Origin of the sequence: Cytobacillus sp. T106 (assembly GCF_040492155.1) — a bacterium.
Lineage (GTDB): Bacteria > Bacillota > Bacilli > Bacillales > Cytobacillaceae > Bacillus_AB > Bacillus_AB infantis.
This window is the reverse complement of sequence record NZ_JBEUMK010000007.1, coordinates 122,667-140,026: the sequence shown is the minus strand read 5'-3', so window position 1 is coordinate 140,026 and position 17,360 is coordinate 122,667. Positions and strand designations below refer to the sequence as shown.

Annotated in this window: 20 protein-coding genes; 6 read left to right on the top strand and 14 right to left on the bottom strand. The window is 45.0% G+C overall.

Features of this window, described 5'->3' with window-relative positions; translation table 11 throughout:
* Nucleotides 1-7: 7 nt before the first annotated feature.
* Complete coding sequence (locus tag ABU165_RS14530; RefSeq protein ID WP_318060701.1) at nucleotides 8-553, bottom strand: cysteine hydrolase family protein; 546 nt, start codon at nucleotides 551-553, stop codon at nucleotides 8-10.
* 221 nt (nucleotides 554-774) lie between these two features.
* Between ABU165_RS14530 and ABU165_RS14525 the strand changes: the two genes are divergently transcribed.
* On the top strand, nucleotides 775-1,551 hold the full coding sequence (locus tag ABU165_RS14525) for a glycoside hydrolase domain-containing protein (RefSeq protein ID WP_009793796.1): 777 nt from the start codon (nucleotides 775-777) through the stop codon (nucleotides 1,549-1,551).
* Nucleotides 1,552-1,692: 141 nt separating this feature from the next.
* A complete protein-coding gene (locus tag ABU165_RS14520; protein WP_022543861.1) occupies nucleotides 1,693-2,271 on the top strand; it encodes a biotin transporter BioY in 579 nt (192 codons plus the stop codon).
* Between the two features lie 42 nt (nucleotides 2,272-2,313).
* On the opposite strand, the gene ABU165_RS14515 is transcribed toward ABU165_RS14520, so the two are convergent.
* Complete coding sequence (locus tag ABU165_RS14515; RefSeq protein ID WP_022543862.1) at nucleotides 2,314-3,210, bottom strand: lysylphosphatidylglycerol synthase domain-containing protein; 897 nt, start codon at nucleotides 3,208-3,210, stop codon at nucleotides 2,314-2,316.
* A gap of 168 nt (nucleotides 3,211-3,378) precedes the next feature.
* Here ABU165_RS14515 and ABU165_RS14510 point away from each other — a divergent pair, with 168 nt between their 5' ends.
* The 3 genes from ABU165_RS14510 (at nucleotide 3,379) to ABU165_RS14500 (ending at nucleotide 5,132) form a co-directional block, all read left to right on the top strand.
* A complete protein-coding gene (locus ABU165_RS14510; protein WP_148949459.1) occupies nucleotides 3,379-3,681 on the top strand; it encodes a hypothetical protein in 303 nt (100 codons plus the stop codon).
* A gap of 25 nt (nucleotides 3,682-3,706) precedes the next feature.
* Entirely contained in the window at nucleotides 3,707-4,495 is a 789-nt protein-coding gene (gene yidC / locus ABU165_RS14505) for a membrane protein insertase YidC (RefSeq protein ID WP_318060700.1), read from the top strand.
* 94 nt (nucleotides 4,496-4,589) lie between these two features.
* Nucleotides 4,590-5,132, top strand: a complete 543-nt coding sequence (locus ABU165_RS14500) for a YhcN/YlaJ family sporulation lipoprotein (RefSeq protein ID WP_009793791.1) — start codon at nucleotides 4,590-4,592, stop codon at nucleotides 5,130-5,132.
* Here the strand turns inward: ABU165_RS14500 and ABU165_RS14495 are convergent.
* The 9 genes from ABU165_RS14495 to ABU165_RS14455 all read right to left on the bottom strand — a co-directional run bounded on the left by ABU165_RS14495 (nucleotide 5,125) and on the right by ABU165_RS14455 (nucleotide 12,304).
* Nucleotides 5,125-5,727: a GNAT family N-acetyltransferase gene (locus ABU165_RS14495; protein ID WP_009793790.1), complete on the bottom strand. Its 603-nt coding sequence runs from the start codon at nucleotides 5,725-5,727 to the stop codon at nucleotides 5,125-5,127. The two genes, ABU165_RS14500 and ABU165_RS14495, sit on opposite strands and share 8 nt — an antisense overlap.
* Nucleotides 5,728-5,833: 106 nt before the next feature.
* Nucleotides 5,834-6,037, bottom strand: coding sequence for a DUF6501 family protein (locus ABU165_RS14490; protein WP_009793789.1), 204 nt, complete (start codon nucleotides 6,035-6,037; stop codon nucleotides 5,834-5,836).
* 51 nt (nucleotides 6,038-6,088) lie between these two features.
* A complete protein-coding gene (locus ABU165_RS14485) occupies nucleotides 6,089-6,346 on the bottom strand; it encodes a hypothetical protein (protein ID WP_129612184.1) in 258 nt (85 codons plus the stop codon).
* A 60-nt stretch (nucleotides 6,347-6,406) separates the two neighbouring features.
* Nucleotides 6,407-7,285, bottom strand: a complete 879-nt coding sequence (locus ABU165_RS14480; RefSeq protein WP_094768999.1) for a gamma-glutamylcyclotransferase — start codon at nucleotides 7,283-7,285, stop codon at nucleotides 6,407-6,409.
* A 392-nt stretch (nucleotides 7,286-7,677) separates the two neighbouring features.
* The gene (locus ABU165_RS14475; protein ID WP_035402570.1) at nucleotides 7,678-9,333 is read right to left on the bottom strand and encodes an AMP-binding protein; all 1,656 of its coding nucleotides are present in this window, start codon (nucleotides 9,331-9,333) and stop codon (nucleotides 7,678-7,680) included.
* A gap of 127 nt (nucleotides 9,334-9,460) precedes the next feature.
* Complete coding sequence (locus ABU165_RS14470; protein ID WP_022543866.1) at nucleotides 9,461-10,195, bottom strand: class I SAM-dependent methyltransferase; 735 nt, start codon at nucleotides 10,193-10,195, stop codon at nucleotides 9,461-9,463.
* 83 nt (nucleotides 10,196-10,278) lie between these two features.
* Nucleotides 10,279-10,692: a secondary thiamine-phosphate synthase enzyme YjbQ gene (locus ABU165_RS14465; RefSeq protein WP_022543867.1), complete on the bottom strand. Its 414-nt coding sequence runs from the start codon at nucleotides 10,690-10,692 to the stop codon at nucleotides 10,279-10,281.
* Between the two features lie 18 nt (nucleotides 10,693-10,710).
* Nucleotides 10,711-11,490 carry a VOC family protein gene (locus tag ABU165_RS14460; RefSeq protein WP_009793782.1) on the bottom strand — a complete coding sequence of 260 codons (780 nt, stop codon included), beginning with the start codon at nucleotides 11,488-11,490 and terminating at the stop codon, nucleotides 10,711-10,713.
* Nucleotides 11,474-12,304, bottom strand: a complete 831-nt coding sequence (locus ABU165_RS14455; protein WP_009793781.1) for an AAC(3) family N-acetyltransferase — start codon at nucleotides 12,302-12,304, stop codon at nucleotides 11,474-11,476. Before ABU165_RS14455 ends, ABU165_RS14460 begins: the two co-directional genes overlap by 17 nt.
* Before the next feature lie 267 nt (nucleotides 12,305-12,571).
* Between ABU165_RS14455 and sda the strand changes: the two genes are divergently transcribed.
* Nucleotides 12,572-12,703: a sporulation histidine kinase inhibitor Sda gene (sda, locus tag ABU165_RS14450; RefSeq protein WP_022543868.1), complete on the top strand. Its 132-nt coding sequence runs from the start codon at nucleotides 12,572-12,574 to the stop codon at nucleotides 12,701-12,703.
* Between the two features lie 87 nt (nucleotides 12,704-12,790).
* Here sda and ABU165_RS14445 read toward each other — a convergent pair whose 3' ends face one another.
* The 3 genes from ABU165_RS14445 to sucA form a co-directional block, all read right to left on the bottom strand.
* Entirely contained in the window at nucleotides 12,791-12,916 is a 126-nt protein-coding gene (locus ABU165_RS14445; RefSeq protein ID WP_022543869.1) for a hypothetical protein, read from the bottom strand.
* Nucleotides 12,917-13,031: 115 nt separating this feature from the next.
* Nucleotides 13,032-14,300: a 2-oxoglutarate dehydrogenase complex dihydrolipoyllysine-residue succinyltransferase gene (gene odhB / locus ABU165_RS14440; RefSeq protein ID WP_094768995.1), complete on the bottom strand. Its 1,269-nt coding sequence runs from the start codon at nucleotides 14,298-14,300 to the stop codon at nucleotides 13,032-13,034.
* 1 nt (nucleotide 14,301) lies between these two features.
* Nucleotides 14,302-17,142: a 2-oxoglutarate dehydrogenase E1 component gene (gene sucA, locus ABU165_RS14435; protein WP_009793777.1), complete on the bottom strand. Its 2,841-nt coding sequence runs from the start codon at nucleotides 17,140-17,142 to the stop codon at nucleotides 14,302-14,304.
* Nucleotides 17,143-17,360: the final 218 nt, after the last annotated feature.

The following is a 17,360-nucleotide window of genomic DNA, read 5'->3' as shown; positions in this document are numbered from 1 at the left end:
CCAATGATTACTCTATTACCAAAGCATTCAGGCTGCCTTTGAAATGCTCCAGTGCCCAGCTGTGTCCTCCCTGGTTAAAGCTTGCGACCGCCTTCTCATGCACGATGATTTTATACCCTTTATTATAAGCATCCACAGCTGTATGAAGAACACAGATATCGGTACAGACCCCTGCCAGATGGAGCTCTTCAATCCCCCGCTCCCTCAGCTTAAGTTCAAGATCAGTTCCTGCAAAGGCACTATAGCGCGTTTTGTCCATCCAGTGGACATTTTCCTTACTCTGGTGCTGCATAAACACATTTTTCAGGCTGCCATATAAATCCCGCCCTTTAGTACCTTCTATGTTATGGGGCGGATAAAGCTCTGTTTCAGGATGAAAAGGATCATTTTCTTTGTGGAGATCAATGGCAAAAACGGTATAATGCCCTTCCTTTATGAAAGTCTCAGTAAGGTTTGTTATGTATTCTTCGATTTCCTGGGCAGGCTTGCCGCACGGCAGGGCTCCGATTACAAAATCATAAGTGTAATCAATATTGATTAATGCTTTTTTCATACAGAATTCCTCCCTTGCTCTTTAAGAATAAATCTATTATAAGCCAATTCATGGAAGGAATCATCCCGGAGCTTTCTCCAAAATGGTTCATCTTTTACGATGATACCCTAACTTCAAGCTATTTACTCTTATAAAGCCCTGCAACCGGCTCAGAATCTTTGACAGCCCAAGCACACTCCCGGGCCTGAGAATATCATGTAAAGATGAAAGGAGTGTGACAGATGATTAATTGGAAGCAGTTCTTTGCTGTATTGATCCCGGTCCTTCTGATAGCGGCCATTCCTTTTATTATTTTCCACTGGGGTCCTTCAAAGGGAGATGACAGCGGCGGAAATGAGACCGATCCCGAATCGGTGGTGTGGGGAGTCGATTCCGCCAGCCTGACGACAGAGGAACTATTTTCCTGTGTTAGAGATAACTTTGGGAACCCTCAGATCTGGGGAAGATATCTGGGAACTAAAGAAGGAGTTTCACAAGGACTGACAAAAGAGGAAGCGGCCTTTCTGCAATCCAATAATGCCGGAATCCTGCTGATCAATAACCAATTCACAGATGCTACAGGCATGGAAAATGGAACAGAAATAGGGAATCTGGGGATTCAGCTTGCCAGTGAGCTGGGGGTTCCGGAAGGTACAGCCATTTTTGCTGATATAGAACCTGACTATCCGGTTGACTCTGACTTTATTAGAGGCTATTACGGCGCTATGAGTGAATCTCCATATGAGGCAGGGATTTATGGTGTTTTTTCCAGCAACAGCACTCTGTATGCCGCTTATAATAATGCTGCCGCAGACTCAGCCGGATTGAAGGAGAATGTAATTATTTGGACAGCTTATCCTCAAGCTGGGATTTCCACTGAAAGCGAGGCACCTGCCTACAGTCCGGAAGCACCGGAAGGGTCAGCTGTGTTGGGCTGGCAATATGGACTAGATGCCGAAGCCTGCAATATTGATACCAATCTATTTAAGGGGCGTATGATTGAATATATATGGAAGTAGAACCGTCAGTCCGGCTTAAGGAAGCCGGACTTTACTTTTAAGTAAACTTATATATTTTTTGGTTGACATTAAATTCTGAAAGGTTTACATTTTAATTGTTAACATACATAAGATTATAGTTTACTGAAAAGGAGAATCATGATGACGAAAGATCAACTTAAACTTAGGTCAATGATTGTGACTGCATTATTTGCAGCGATCATCGGGGTGCTGGCACAGATTACTGTTCCGCTGCCTCTCGTGCCAATTACCGGCCAGACGCTGGCAATCGGACTGGCAGCTACCATACTTGGCTCCCGTTACGGAACTTTATCGGTTATTCTTTATCTGATTATCGGCGCTGCCGGTGTTCCTGTTTTTGCTGAATTTTCAGGAGGCATTTCAAAGCTGGCCGGTCCAACGGGAGGGTATCTTGTCGGCTTTATTCCTGCCGCTTTTATCACCGGGCTGTATATTGAAAAAACGGGTTTTACCTTCAAGCATGCTTTAGTGGCCAACATAATCGGGATGTTCGTTACCCTCATTTTTGGAACTGCCTGGCTTAAGATTGCAGCAGGGCTTGGATGGGGTGCTGCAATAGCAGGAGGATTTACGCCTTTCCTTGCTGTAGGAGTCATAAAAGCGGCCCTGGCAGCCTGGGCCGGGATCATTGTAAGGCGAAGGCTTGTGAGTGCAAGGCTCCTCTTCACGTCAGGACCCGCAGTAAAAGAGTCTGCATAATATAATAAAAATTGAGGGCTGTCCATTATGAGGGCAGCCATTTTATTTTCCCAGTATTTTCTTTACAATAAACGGTGTTCCTAGAAGGACTGGGAATAGATAATAGCTGAGCCTGTACAAAAACAGGATGAGCATGGCAGCTTCACCTGCAACCCCCTCCCTCTGCATCATTAAGAGGAAGATCAGATCAAAAGATCCTGCTCCGCCCGGAATCATGCTGATAATTCCAGTACACAGCGCGATGATGACGATTGGGAACAGCTGAAAAAAGGATATGTTCACCCCGATTGTATGGGATATCCCCCATATGCATAGGACGATGAACAGCCATTCAAAGATTGAAATGGCAACCAGCTCAGATACAAAGCCTTTCCGGTTTCCGGGAATATCCCAAAAAGGCTTCCGGTGCCAGTAAAGTGCCAAAAAAAGCGGGTTATAAAGTGCAATCGCCCATAAGGGCACACTCTCCCAGCCATCCAGCGGCCCTGCAGAATTGGTTAGGACAGCAATTGCAAAAAGAGAAAGACCGGTTAAAAAGAAGAACGAGAGCTTGGCAGCCGTCAATACCAGCGGACTGTCCTTCGGCAGATATTTCTTATAGAAATATGTCCTGAGGGTGGCACCTGCTATGCCTCCCAGACCCACGATATTGGAATACGCGTTAGCTGAAAGTGAATAAAAGAATAATTTTGTTTTCGGTATATGGACAGAAAACATCTGAAGCAGTACAACATCGTAAAAGTACATTGGAGAAAGGGCGGCGATTCCAAGAGCAAATATATAGAGCAAATCCAGGAATGAAAGACTGCGGGCCAATCCGGCAGAAGCATCCCAGTCCAATTTGGAGAGCATGCCTTTAGCCTCATATCCTAAGACAATGAAAAATAATGCTGGCAGGGCAAGTTTCAGTAGAAAGATATATTTATTTTTTATTGCCACCCTTTTCCTCCTCTCTGTTAATCTGCTATAACTTATCCTATTCATTCTTTCGTTTAAAAAGAATCTGCAGCCTGCTGAATCAGTTGGGCCGCCGCCGGGCAACATTGCCTTTAGTGCTGAAATAGCATATAATGACAGTATTGGCCTACTAATGTATGGGGTGAATGAATGTTTGATCTTTTAATGGATTTTACAAATATTCCGGCTGAATATACTTTGTATGCGAGCTTCATGCTTGGCCTTACAGTAAAGTTCTTATGGGCATGGAATATTGAATACTCTTTCATGGAATCTACCTGCAAGCCAGCCGAGCTGGGCGCCGGTTCTGGAAGCCTTAAGCTTTACGAAGCATGCGGCAGGCCCTTCAGCCCGCTTCTCCGCTGGATTGCCAAATATATACGCGCCAAGGAAGGATCGGGCAGCGACTCCGAGGATGCAGACTCCTCCATTTTGCTTAAATTTGCTATCTAAAATTTAAACTAATGGAGGAATTAAATTGAAATTGAAAAAAAATCCTGCTGCATTTCTTGTTCTATCTTTAACAGCTATCCTTCTTTCCGCATGCCAGGCATCACAGCCCGGCCAGCAGAGTGATGGCTTTTTCAACACCTATCTGGTCCAGCCTTTTGCAAGTGCCATCCATATGGTCGCTGAATTATTTAATGGCAATTTCGGTTTATCCATCATCCTTATTACGCTGATCATCCGCCTGGCCCTTATGCCGCTTATGCTTAAGCAGTACAAAAGGCAGCAGGATATGAAAGGAAAAATGGATGTGCTGAAGCCGGAAATGGATAAGATCCAGGCCCAGTTGAAAAAGACGAAAGATCAAAAAGAACAGCAAAAGCTGCAGCAGGAAATGTTTGCCCTTTACCGCAAGCATGGAGTCAACCCGCTCAATATGGGCTGTCTTCCTATCCTGATTCAAATGCCTATTCTGATGGGCTTTTACTATGCCATCAGAAGTTCTCATGAAATTGCTACCCATTCTTTTCTATGGTTCAACCTTGGACAGCCTGATCTGCTCATAACAGCTGCAGCAGGCATAGTCTACTATCTGCAGTTTAAAGTGACTCAGGCCAATATGCCGGCCCAGCAGCAAAACCAGATGAAGTTCATGGGACTGCTCTCGCCGGTCATGATTGTGGTCTTCTCCTTCAGCGCTCCAGCAGCCCTGCCATTATACTGGACTGTAGGAGGAACATTCCTTATCGTGCAGACCCTTATCGGACGCAGGCTTTATCAGACGGCTCCTGCAGCCAAAGAAGCGGAAATATCTAAGTAATATTGAAAGAAGCATGAGGGAAACCTTCATGCTTCTTTTTTGTATAAATGGCATGGAACTCTGAAATAATGAAGAATAGAAAGGATGTGGGATTTTGATCAGCAAAAGACTATTTCTAACGGGATTTGCAGCCCTCTCTGTTCTCCCCGGCTGCGGAATTAATGAAAAAGATACATATGATGATACTGCTATCAGGGATATGGGAAGCAAGCAGACTGAAAATCTCATCAGCAGCCCGAAGGAAGACAGTGAAACAAACACAAAGCTGACAGATCCAACAAGGACATCTTATGAAGGGAAAAATGAAGCGCCCAGGCTGATCCTGGATGAAAATGCTTCTAATAGGATCAGCAGTATGGACATGGTTAATGATGCTGTCGTGATTAAAACGAATAACCGCACGTTTGTTGCGGTAAAGCCAGGTAATGATTACCAGCTTGCCGAAAACTCCAGACAGGAAATCAAACAGGCAATGCAGGGAGAAAACTCTGCAAGAACGGTTTATTTAACAGAGGATGCAGAGTTTTATAAGCACGTAAAATCCTATCAGGATGCAATCATTGCCGGAAAACCGGTTGATCAGCTATACCAGGAGTTTATAATGCTTGCAGAAAAAACATTTCCAAGTCTTAAATAGGATAGATATGCACCATTTTCTGTATGAGCCTTTCTTTTACTTCCGGCCATTCTTCTTTTAAGATGCTGTAAAATACAGTATTCCTGGCGTATCCATTTGCTATGATCCTGTCTTTCCGAAGAATGCCCTCTTTAACTGCACCGAGCCTTTCAATTGCCTTCTGGGATCTGACATTCCTGCTGTCCGTTTTTAGCTGGACCCTGTTCATATCCCATTGTTCAAAAGCGTGCCTAAGAAGGAGAAACTTGCATTCCGTATTCACAGATGTCCTCCAGACATCTGGCGTATACCATGTTGAGCCGATTTCAAGCGTTTTATTTTCCGGCAGGATGTCCAGAAACCTGGTGCTGCCCACAAGCCTGCCGGATTCCCTCAGGGCCACCGAAAAAGCCAGGTGTTTCCCTTCCTTCTCCAAATCCGCCGCTTTCTGGATATCTGCCTCCATTTCATCAAGGCTAAAGATTTTTGACGCCGTATATTCCCAGATCTCCTTATAATCAGCAGCCTCCCACAGCAAACTGCTTTGTTCTTCATGCATTGGGCTCAGCCTGACGGTCTTTCCTTCAAGGATGGGCGGTTCTATCCATAATGCCATAAAAGTTCTCCTCCTGTTCTGCTAAGAAAAACTATATTCGACAATGGTTGAGAAAAATCCTTTTTCAAAAATAAAAAGCCCCAGGCATATGCCCGGAGCTCTCTTCTTAAGCTTCCTGAAAGTAATCTTTATAAAAACCGCTCACTTTTCCGGAATTGTCTACGACAAAATAAAACTCTTCTGTCTCATTTTTTACTTCATACTCTTTGCCCTCAGTAAGCGCCCTGTTCACAATATACTTGGCTGCATTCGTATGGACGCATTTTACTGTTTTTAATGTTGGCCGTTCATGCCAGTCTAAATGGATCATCTTTTGCCACTCCTTCAGCTTTTTCACCTTTTAGTATAAAGAATCGGGAGCCTATATAGCAACTGGATTTTCCTCTTCATCCGGTTTTGGCTGGATATTAGTAATGATGTTATCAATATATTCTTCATCGAAAGTGTACATTTCACCTGTCACTATATTCTTGCATGTTACATATGTTTTTTGGCAAATATTATCTAGCCGGATGAATTCTAAGTATTGATAAAGCTTTTTCTTATAGATTACTTCAATCAGCAAGCCATTATCCATAATCATATTCATATGCTGACCCTCTTTCTGAGATGATGGCAAAGGTTATTTACCACCTTGGGAGCCAGTATTAAACCTATGGATAGGCTTTAGCAGAAATTTTTATTCCTTTTGGCCAGCTAAAGGGCTTTGGGAACGGAGCGCAGCGATCTTTCCTTCTAGCTTCTTGAAATATTCCCCGCTTAGCCTCCCCTTTGCACCCCGAAGGATCTCTGCAGCATAATGGTCAGGAGGTGCAAGCTCATCCCGTTTATTATAAACATGAAAGGAAAGGACATTTTTATGCAAAATGCCTTCTGATTTGATATCAACGAAAACGGGCCTGTACAGTCCTCCATGAAAACCTTCACGGATGAACAGGTATTCGACTGCATCATATGGCAATCGGTAAAGGATCCCCTCAGTCAATCCGCCATCCTCAATGATATCTCCCCTGCCCCCGTCCGGCCTCTCCAGAAGATATTTCATTGAGTAGCCTTCTAAGGTGCCTGATCCAATAATCTGCTGAAAAAAATGATCCACCTTTGCCAGTCTGAAGCGTTCATCGTCCATACAGGAGCCGTAAGCAAAATATAATACGTCTGCAGGGCGTTCTTCCATAAATCTGTAAAGTTTCCAATCGCCATGAAGGATAGGTTTCGCCAAAAGATCATCTCTGTTGGATATATAAACAAAACCGCTGAGGGAGCCGGCATCCGTATGGATGTCCTGCTCCACCCTGTCATAGAGATTATCCTTCCGGCCAGGAATATAATCCTCCAATTCATCAAGGTCCTTGAATTGATCCAAGTGCACTTCATATAATTCCCCGTATACTTTCTGATTGGCTGAAGCCTTCATGGAAGGATAGCCCAGCCCTGTGTCATACAGTTCCCCGTAAACCCATGCCTGCTCTGCCAGGCACCTGCCGGTTTCCAGCAGATAGTGATTCTCTTCATGCTTTCTCAATGTACCGTACACAAACAGCTTTACGTAAGACAATGTCAAACCTCCATATTGATATAAAATGAAATGTTGATTCCCGTCATTCCTGCCTTACGCCTATTATACAGAATATAGAAAGCAGGGGCTAATGAAGACCCTGCTTTACCTGGCTACAGATTAAGCTGGCTGCAATGGCATGCCGGCCTATTCTTAAATAGTGAAAAGTGGCAGTAAAAAGGATATTTTTCCTTTTTTTCCTTTTCTAAAAACACTATACTTGCCAATTCCTTTCCCCTGTATTGACTGAGCTTCTCAATTACATAAGTATCTTCATACATCATGCTGCGCCTCCCGCTTTTTGATATTCTCATTATAATCTGCAGAGCATTCTGCAGCATTGGCGGGAAGGAGGAACAGTATTCAGACTTTTGATTGAAAAAGGAAGTATCTTATTTATGCCGTAACAGGGCTCCTTGTTCTTTTTCTGCAATCTCTCTTGCTTTTTCCCTTAATTTAAACTTTTGGATTTTCCCGGAGGCTGTCATCGGATATTCTTTGACAAACTCAAAATACCGGGGAATTTTGTGCCTGGATATTTTTCCCCGGCAGAATGACCTGAGTTCCTCTTTCCCGGCGGTTTCCCCTTCCTTCAGGATGATCCATGCCATCAGCTCTTCCCCGAAAACCGGGTCAGGAACCCCGGTGACCTGCACGTCCAGTACCTTGGGATGGGTATATAGGAATTCTTCAATTTCACGGGGATATATATTTTCTCCTCCCCTGATCACCATATCCTTCAGGCGGCCGGTGATGCTGCAATAGCCGTTCTCATCCATAACAGCAAGGTCCCCTGTATGAAGCCACCCTTCACTGTCAATGGCCTCTTTTGTTGCATCAGGGTTGTTGTAGTAGCCTTTCATGACATGATAGCCCCTTGTACATAGTTCCCCTTGGGTCCCCCGGGGAACTTCATGTGAAGTCCCGGGAGTTACAATCTTGACTTCGACATGCGGCAGCGCCTTCCCAACTGACTCTACACGAAGCTCTATGGGGTCGTCTGTCCTTGTCTGTGTGATGACTGGGGATGATTCTGTCTGTCCGTAAGCAATCGTAATTTCAGCCGCTCCCATTTTCTCAATGACAGCTTTCATCACCTCAATCGGGCAGTTGGAGCCGGCCATGATCCCTGTCCTCAGTGAAGAAAGATCATATCCGCCAAAGGATGGGTCGTTAAGCTCGGCAATGAACATCGTCGGTACACCATGAAGGCCGGTGCACTTTTCGTTTTGGACAGTCAGCAGCACCTCTTTCGGGCTGAATTCCCGGACAGGGAGCATAGTAGCTCCGACAGAGACACAGGCGAGGGTGCCAAGCACACATCCAAAGCAGTGGAAAAAAGGGACAGGAATGCATAGACGGTCCTCTTTTCCCAGTTCCATGCAGCCTGCGATATGGTAGGCGTTATTGATGATGTTAGCATGTGTCAGCATTACGCCTTTAGGGAAACCGGTTGTCCCTGAAGTATATTGCATGTTAATGACATCATCTGGGTCCAGTAATTCCATCCGGCGGTCGAGATCTCTGTCTTTTACTTCTTCTGATAATTGAAGGATATCTTCCCAGCAGTAGGCTCCAGGATATCTGTTTTTACTCATGACTATAATATTCTTCAAAAAGGGAAGCTTCTTGCTCTTCAGCTTGCCGGGCTCAGATTTCCTCAGCTCAGGTACAATTTCATAAAGCATGTCTATGTAAGAAGAACCCCGGTAATTCTCCTGAAGGATCAAAGTGGAAGACTCTGACTGCTTAAGCAGATACTCCAGCTCTGAAGCCTGGTAATTCGTGTTCACTGTGACAAGGACAGCACCCATCTTGCCTGTGGCAAATTGGCAGGCAAGCCATTCTGGTGTATTTGCCGCCCAAACAGCAAGGTTTTCTCCTTTTTCAATGCCCAGTTTCATTAAGCCTTTTGCAGCCTTCCGGCAATATTGGTCAAACTCATGGTATGTCATCCGCAGCCCTTCTGTATGATAAACGACAGCTTCATGCCCCGGATGCAGCCGTGATTTCTCTTCCAATAATTTTCCGACTGTTGTATTAAGCAATCCCTGCATATTCCCCACTCCTTCTAATGTGTTGAAAAGGCTTACAAATATGTTATCATATTTTACAGAATATTCAATTATTGAGAGAGGGAAATAACCCTGCATCCCCGGCAGGGCTTATCAATAATTATGGCTTGCTGCAGGAAAACAGCAGGAATAATGGTATCCTTCTTCTTCGTTCATACTCCGATTTATCCATAAATAATCCTTCCTGAGGAACTGCTTCTTTCAAGCTTTCAACAGTCAGTCCTGCCTGCTGGAGGAGTCCAAAATAGTTCTCAACCGTTCTGTGGTATTTTACTACTAAGCTCCCCATCCATGGCTCCTCCCTTTTTCCAGTCAGAAAATAGTCGTCAACGATCCATTCGTTTCTTTTTCCATCACTGTCCGTGCTTTTGAAAGAAGAAGTCAAAAGGGGGTGCTGCAGGCTGATGACTAGCCTGCCCCCAGGCTTCAGGGCTGAGCGGATGTGGGATAAAACCGGGCCAAGGTCTTCTATGTAATGAAGGACCAGCCTGGATAAGACCAAATCATATTTTTCCTGCTCCCACTCATAATCTTCTATCCTGCTATGAATCACTGTTCCATTGGAGTTCCCCATCCGCTTTTGTGCAAGTCTGGCCATATTTTGCGACCCTTCGATTCCAGTATAAGAAGCACATCCCGCTTCCAGCAGGCTGGCAGCATATGAGCCATCACCGCACCCAATTTCGAGTATTTCCTTGCCTGAGGGGCTGCCGGCCAAAGAATAAAAGGCAGGCTCTTCCATTGTATGATTCGGACTCTCTGCCCGATATCTCCTGGAAAGATAGCTGCTGAAAAACCCTTCCTCATCATAAGCTTCCGGTCCCTTAAATGGCATCATTCCACCTCTTTCTTCATAAATTCAAATCTTTTGAATTTTATCACAAAAAACCAAAACAAAAAAGGCGCCTTAGCGCCTGCCTACTCTTTTGCACGATTATGAATGGCCTTAAGGTAAAATGTTCTTTCCCGGGGACCATCGAATTCACAGAAATAGATGCCCTGCCATACACCAAGCAGCAGACTGCCGCCGGTAACGATGACATGCTGTGAAGCTCCCATGCAGGAAGCTTTCAGATGGGCGGCCGTATTCCCTTCCTCATGCCGGTCCTTTAAATGATTCCATGGAAAGGTTTCATCGAGACGGTTGATCATATCAATTTTTACATCTGGATCTGCATTTTCATTAATTGTCAGTCCTGCCGTTGTATGAGGGCAATATATAAGGATTGCTCCTTCAGTGAGCTCCTGATCTAAGGCAAATTCCCTTACAGTATCAGTAATTTCTGCTAATTCATCCCGCATCGAGGTAGTTATCGAGTATTTTTTCAGCACAAGCATCCTCCTTTGTTTTTATTGATAGATACCGCCATAAATATGGATCCGGTTCTCTTTCAGGGACGGGCTGTAAGTGACTTGCCAAATCGTTTCCCCAAACTCTGAGAAGATGTTTTCGGTTTCTTCGCTGTATGGTTCACTAAAATCAATCCGGCACCCTCCTGCCTGAACAATTAACGATTCACCCGCAGTCTTTTGCTTAACTGGGGAGGTGCCTCCCAAAAGCTTCGCCCAGGATTCTGCTGTTTCGCTCTTATTCTCAGTCAATATCTTAATGGTCTTAACCGCATGTGACTCCTGGCTGGGCAATAAGATGCCCGTATTTCTTAAATCATTAAACCTTTCTTCATCCTTCTGTTCCCACTCGATGAAAAAAGGATATGGAAGGCGGCCTCCCCCTTCAGCAAAAAGCATTTTCCATTTAATCAATTTACCATCTTTCCTTGTTCTTCTTCCTTTATGGATGACTGTTTTGATGCCATTACTGGCCATTTGCTCCTGCAGCTTGCCGATATGTTCGGTCCTGAAGCAAAGCTGGCCGATTCTTTCTCCTCTTTTTACCCCTTTTATGAGCTGCTGAATCAATGGATTATCAGAAGAAGCAGCAATCTCCGCCTCCTCCACTGCCAGGAATTCTATATATGAAGAATTGAAGTAAATGACACTGTTATAGGTTCCCCAGAGCGGATGCCGGCCGCCCATATATCCCTTCAGTCCCTCTTGGTTCAATTTATCAATCGCTTCAGCGGGGTGCCTGTCAATAAAGTGCACAATATGATCAAGCTTCAAATTCATTTATTTGGCCTCCTTTTTCTTTTTGCAGCCATTTTACTGTAAAGTCAACAATATCCCTTTGACTCATCATCAGACAGTCTGCCTGCCCCAGCTTCCCTTTCATGACAGAATGCTCTTTTTCAAAAGCCCGTCCGATTTCAGGGAAGCGGTCTGAATCAACCTCTGCCTCTGTATAAGTCTTCCAGATCCTTTTCCCGCCCTCCATCATGGCAGAACTTTGCTTATAGGTTTTCAGGCCGCCTGCTCTGTACTCTCCCAAATGCATGCTTGTGCTGTTGTCGTAACCCACTCCGATCAGGAGTACCATGCTGCCGGAATCATAAAGCTTAGCCAGCGGAGATTCTTCCCCGAATGGTAAATCGGTGGAATGAGTCTGTGTCATTTCCTCTGCCAGGCGGCCGATGGCTGAAAATGAAACGGTAGGATGTCCGCTCCTTCTAGCGTCCGGAAAAGTCCTGAACAGCTCAGCGACCCTGCCCATTCCTCTTGTAGGAGTAGTCGTGGGATCATAAGCCGGCATGCCTTTCCTGATACCATCCCACCATTCTTCAGGTACAGCAGGATTCTGCCAATATTTTGGATCACTGTTTCCCAGTGACTGAGACGGCATCACAATTGTGCCTTGTTCGCCGACGGCGCTAAGTAATGCCTGAATGACTGCCTGTTCTGCACCGCATACCCAGCCGATTGAACTGAGGCTTGAATGTACAATTAAAGTCATTCCTTCACGCACACCGAGACTTTCAAGATCTTTCCTGAGCGTCTCTGCTGTTATCAGGCTTGTGCTTCTGCTTACTGCTTTTTCTTCACTCATTATGCTTTCACTACTTCCCTGTCATTGTATGTCTCTCACAGTCTATTTTACTTTTTTTTAATAACCAGAGTCTATCTTCCGCCAGCTGTAAATTTCTATTCATACCCTAAATCGACAGAAATAATCGATTTGAGGAAGGTTGCTTAAAATAGGTACTTTAGGACCGATTGTAAATTTTTTTACCATATTGCTTTTCAAAATGAGCACAATCATTTACAATAAATTAATAGTAAGAATATTCAATTCTTTTTCTGGGAGGAATGCAAAATGAAAATTATGAGTAATGAACAACTTGTCGTCTCGTATCGTGATGCATTGAAAACTGGTATGGAAAAAGAATGGATCAACATACTTAAAGGTGAAATTCAGCGAAGAGGACTAAGGCCATTTAAAAATTAATGAAGCATTTTACCCGTTTAGAATATTCTAAACGGGTTTTTTAGTATTAACCCTAATGAATTTTTTTAACTGTGCAAGGACTCATGTTCAGCTGCTGCTTCTTTTTCCGCCGCAGCAACCCTCAATTATCTTTTGATATTCTTCTTCACTGATGATCCCCGCTTTTTTCATTAAAGCTGAATAGCAGTATATTTTCTTCTGAATTCGTCCCACTTTTCTCACTCCTGCTTTTTATATAGCTTATTCAAAAACGATAAAAAGTTTCCTTCGGGAAACTTTTTTAGACACACAAAAAAGCAGAGCCTGTTAAGGCTCTGCTTCCTATCTATTAAGCTTCAAAAAGCAATGATTCCGGATCTTCGATCAGCTCTTTTACGCGCTTTAGGAAGGTAACTGCTTCTTTTCCGTCAACGATGCGGTGGTCGTATGATAATGCTATATACATCATTGGGCGGTTTTCCATCTTCTCGGCATCAATGGCAACCGGGCGCAGCTGGATGCTGTGCATTCCCAGGATGCCTACCTGAGGGCCATTCAGGATCGGTGTTGACAGCAGTGAACCGAATACTCCGCCATTTGTGATTGTGAATGTTCCTCCCTGCAGGTCATTCAGTGAGAGTTTATTGTTTCTTGCTTTGTCAGCAAGATCCATGATGTCGCCTTCTATTTCAGCAAAGTTCTTCCGGTCCGCGTCCCGTACGACAGGAACGACGAGGCCTTCTTTTGCAGAAACAGCGATGCCGATATCATAGAATTTCTTGAGTACCAGCTCGTCACCCTGTATTTCCGCATTCAACAAAGGATTCTTCTTCAGGGCAGCAACAACTGCTTTTGTGAAGAATGACATAAAGCCCAGCTTAACGTCATTTTCTTCAAAGAACTTGTCTTTGCGGCGCTTGCGCAGGTTCATTACATTGGTCATATCAACTTCATTGAACGTTGTCAGCATGGCAGCATTCTGCTGAACCTCAACAAGGCGATTGGCAATCGTCTGTCTGCGGCGGGACATGCGGACGCGTTCGACAGGCTTGCTGTCCTGTGCCGGCTGTGCAGCAGGTCCTGGTGATGCAGCTGCTGGCTTTGATTCTTGCTTTGCTGCCTGTGGATTGTATCCGGAAACATCCTGTGCCCTTACGCGGCCAAGAGGATCGGCTGTCGGCACCTGGCTGAGATCAATGCCTTTTTCCCGGGCCATCTTGCGTGCTGCAGGAGATGCGATCGGACGCTGCTTCTTTTCCTGTTCTTCTTCTGTTTGCGGCTTAGCTTCGTTTGTTACAGGCTCTTTCGGAGCAGCCGGCGGCTCAGAAGCCTGAGGCGCTTTCTCAGCTGGTGCTTCTTCAGCAGGAGCACTGCCTTCTGTCGCTTCCGTATCAACTGTCGCAATCGTTTCGCCAACCTGGACAGTGTCACCTTCTTGTGCGCCGAGATCCTTGATGACTCCGCTGTATTCAGAGATGATTTCAACATTGACCTTGTCGGTTTCCAGCTCTACGACATAATCCCCTTTATTGACAAAGTCGCCCGGCTGTTTCAGCCATTGAGCCACCGTACCTTCTGTAATTGATTCCGCCAATTCTGGAACTTTAATTTCTGCCACTTTAAAATCCTCCCTCTTCCGTACGTGTTAAGACTTCATTAATGATGCGCGCTTGTTCTTTTTTGTGGACGTTCGGGTCACCCTCTGCCGGGCTTGAACGGCGGCGTCTTCCGGTATAGGAAACTTTTGCACCGGCTGGAGCCAATTCGGAAAGGCGCGGTTCTACAAAATTCCATGCTCCCATATTCTTCGGCTCTTCCTGAACCCATACGATTTCCTCAACGTTTGGATACTGTTCAAGGATGCTTCTGATTTTCTTCATCGGGAACGGGTAAATTTCTTCGACCCTTAAAATATGAAGCCAGTCAAGGTTAGCTGCATCCTCAATATTCTCATGAAGGTCGATCATGATCTTTCCTGTACCAAATACAATCCTTTTCACCTGATCTTTTGCCTGTCCCAATCCAGGCTGTTCAATGATCGGCTGGAAGGCTCCTTCGCTGAGCTCCAGCCCGTTGGAAGCAACATTCGGGTTGCGCAGCAGGCTCTTAGGCGACATGAGGACAAGAGGCCTTACTTCTTCCCTGTTCAGGATGGCAGCCTGTCTCCTCAGAATATGGAAGTACTGTGCAGATGAAGTCAGGTTGGCAACTGTCCAGTTGTTTTCAGCTGCTAAAGTCAGGAATCTTTCAACCCTGCCGCTCGAGTGCTCTGGCCCCTGGCCTTCATAACCATGAGGCAGAAGCATGACAAGACCGGATTTCTGTCCCCATTTCGCTCTTCCAGCGGATATGAATTGGTCGAACATGACTTGTGCAGCATTGGAGAAGTCACCGTATTGTGCTTCCCACAGCACTAAAGTTTCAGGTGCGAATACATTGTAGCCGTATTCAAAGCCGACAACAGCCATTTCTGACAGCGGGCTGTTATGGACTGCAAATGAAGCTTTAGAAGAAGAAAGCATATGCAATGGTGAATAAGCTTTTCCTGAACTGCTGTCATGAAGGACAACATTTCTCTGGGCAAAGGTTCCGCGTTCTGAATCCTGCCCGGACAGGCGGATTGGCGTACCATCCTTCAGGATGGAGGCGAATGCCAATGTTTCTGCAAGGCCCCAGTCAATTTTTCCGTTGCCTTCGAGCGCTTCAGTCCTGCGCTTCAGGATTTTGTCCAGTTTATTGAAGACCTTGAAATCTTCAGGCCATGTCAGAAGCTCTTCATTGATTTGCTTTAATGTCTTCAGTTCAACAGCTGTGGCTAATTCAGGAATACCTTTTTCAACCGTTTCAGGCGGATTGGTTTCCTCAACTTCCTTTTTCTTATCTGGAACTTTATTATAGGCCTCTTTCAGCTTATCAAGAACCTCAGCATCCATTCCTTCCAGGCTTTCCCTGGAAAGAGTGCCGTTTGCAACCAGCTGTTCACTGTATAGTGATTTAATGGTTGGGCGCTTATGTATAACATTGTACATAAGCGGATTTGTCGTCATCGGCTCATCCATTTCGTTGTGTCCGAAACGTCGGTAGCCGATCAGATCAATCAGAAAATCTTTATTGAATTTCGCCCTGTATTCACAGGCGAGCTGGGCGGCAGCTACCACAGCTTCAGGATCGTCAGCATTTACATGCAGGATCGGAATTTCATAGCCCTTGGCAAGATCGCTTGCATACCGGGTAGATCTGGAATCCTGGGATTCTGTTGTAAATCCGATCGTATTATTTGCAATGATATGAATGGTTCCGCCAGTACGGTAACCAGTAAGCTGGCTGAGATTCAATGTTTCTGCCACAGTTCCCTGTCCCGGGAAAGCTGCGTCACCATGAATAAGGATTGCCATAGCCGAGCTTGGATCTTCCTTCGGATAGCCGGAAGCGCTTCTGTCATCCTGGGCTGCCCGTGTGAAGCCTTCAACTACCGCGCCGACGAATTCAAGGTGGCTCGGGTTATTAGCAAGCGTCAGCCTTGCTTTAGTCGTGTTTTCCTTCTTGATCTGCCTGTCCAATCCCAGGTGATATTTTACGTCGCCTGTCCAGCCGTAGTTAATGCCGATAGAACCTTCAGAAGGCACAAGCTCTTTATTCGGCGCATGCTGGAATTCAGCGAAGATCATTTCATACGGCTTACCAAGCACATGGGCAAGCACGTTCAGGCGGCCCCGGTGAGCCATTCCGATATTGATCGTCTTCGCGCCGTCGACAACAGATTCTGCAACCAGCTCGTCCAATAGCGGCACAAGCGTATCAAGCCCTTCGATTGAAAAGCGTTTTTGCCCGACAAATGTGCGATGAAGGAATTTTTCAAACTCCTCAACCTCCATCAGCCTTTTCAGGACTCCCACCTTCTTTTCATTTGAAGGTTCGGCAAGCAGTGTGCCTGTTTCCACCTTGTTCCGAAGCCAATTCTTTTCGTTCACATCGTATACATGATGAAACTCATAAGCTATTGTTTGGGTATATACATTCTTAAGATGCTCTATTGCTTCAAATCCATTGCGTACATGTGAAGGGGCATCTGAACAAATGATCGATGCCGGCACCTGCTCCAGATCATTCCGGGTCAATCCATATTGCTCCAGCGCAAGGATGTCTTTCTCCGGCTTATTGTTTTTTAATGGGTAGATATCAGCCGAGATATGGCCGTACGCCCTGATATTATCCGCAAGGCGGATAGCTGCCAGCGTTTTTTCCAGCTGTCCGGGAGCAGCAGCCTGGACAGGCTTATCATTTTCAAAGGTGTCAATCTGAGTTTGTTCAGGAGATCCCCACTTTTCAAAGTACTCTCTCATTTCAGCGTCTACTGATTGAGGGTCCTCCAGGAATCTTTCATATAATTCAATAACATAGCCAAGGTTTGGTCCATGAAACCCCTGTAAAGGTCCCTCGCCGTTGGATGGCGTTTTCATGAAAATTACCTCCGAGTGTTTTTTTAAGAAAACATTTAGTTTCCGGCATTTTATCCCGTAAATTTTTACCCTAATATATGAAATAGTAACGCAAAATTGTATGAATAATAATTTTATTCAGAGGATAAAACGTTTTCAATGACATTTTACCACGCAAATCCCTATCGTACAAAGGATTTAAACTGAAAATTAGAAGAAAAATGTAATTTTTTTTCATC